This is a genomic window from Veillonella sp. ZSJB6 (genome assembly GCF_051549505.1).
GTDB lineage: Bacteria > Bacillota > Negativicutes > Veillonellales > Veillonellaceae > Veillonella.
Genome location: NZ_JBPUGE010000156.1, coordinates 1 through 242 on the forward strand (window position 1 = coordinate 1; position 242 = coordinate 242).

The following is a 242-nucleotide window of genomic DNA, read 5'->3' on the forward strand; positions in this document are numbered from 1 at the left end:
TTTCAATATCGATGACGTCCTCGACAACGTCTTGAAAGAGCTTCTCGTCGCGGAACGGCCGAAGTTGATGAAGTTGATCGTGCTCCAAAAGGCGTTCGACGAGCTGCCGGTCATCGAATGGACCGACCTCGGGACGCGTCACCGATTGACGCATGACGAAGCGAAAATCCACACGGAAGCGTGGGAGACGATGGTCAACGGGTTGCAGCGAGCGGTATATGGTGACGAGATCGCGACGCAGC

The 242-nt window shown here is 56.2% G+C and carries 1 protein-coding gene; it reads left to right on the forward strand.

From position 1 onward, the window contains the following. On the forward strand, positions 1–242 hold a 242-nt coding region (locus tag ACSV5T_RS10265; protein ID WP_438321079.1), incomplete at both ends, for a hypothetical protein.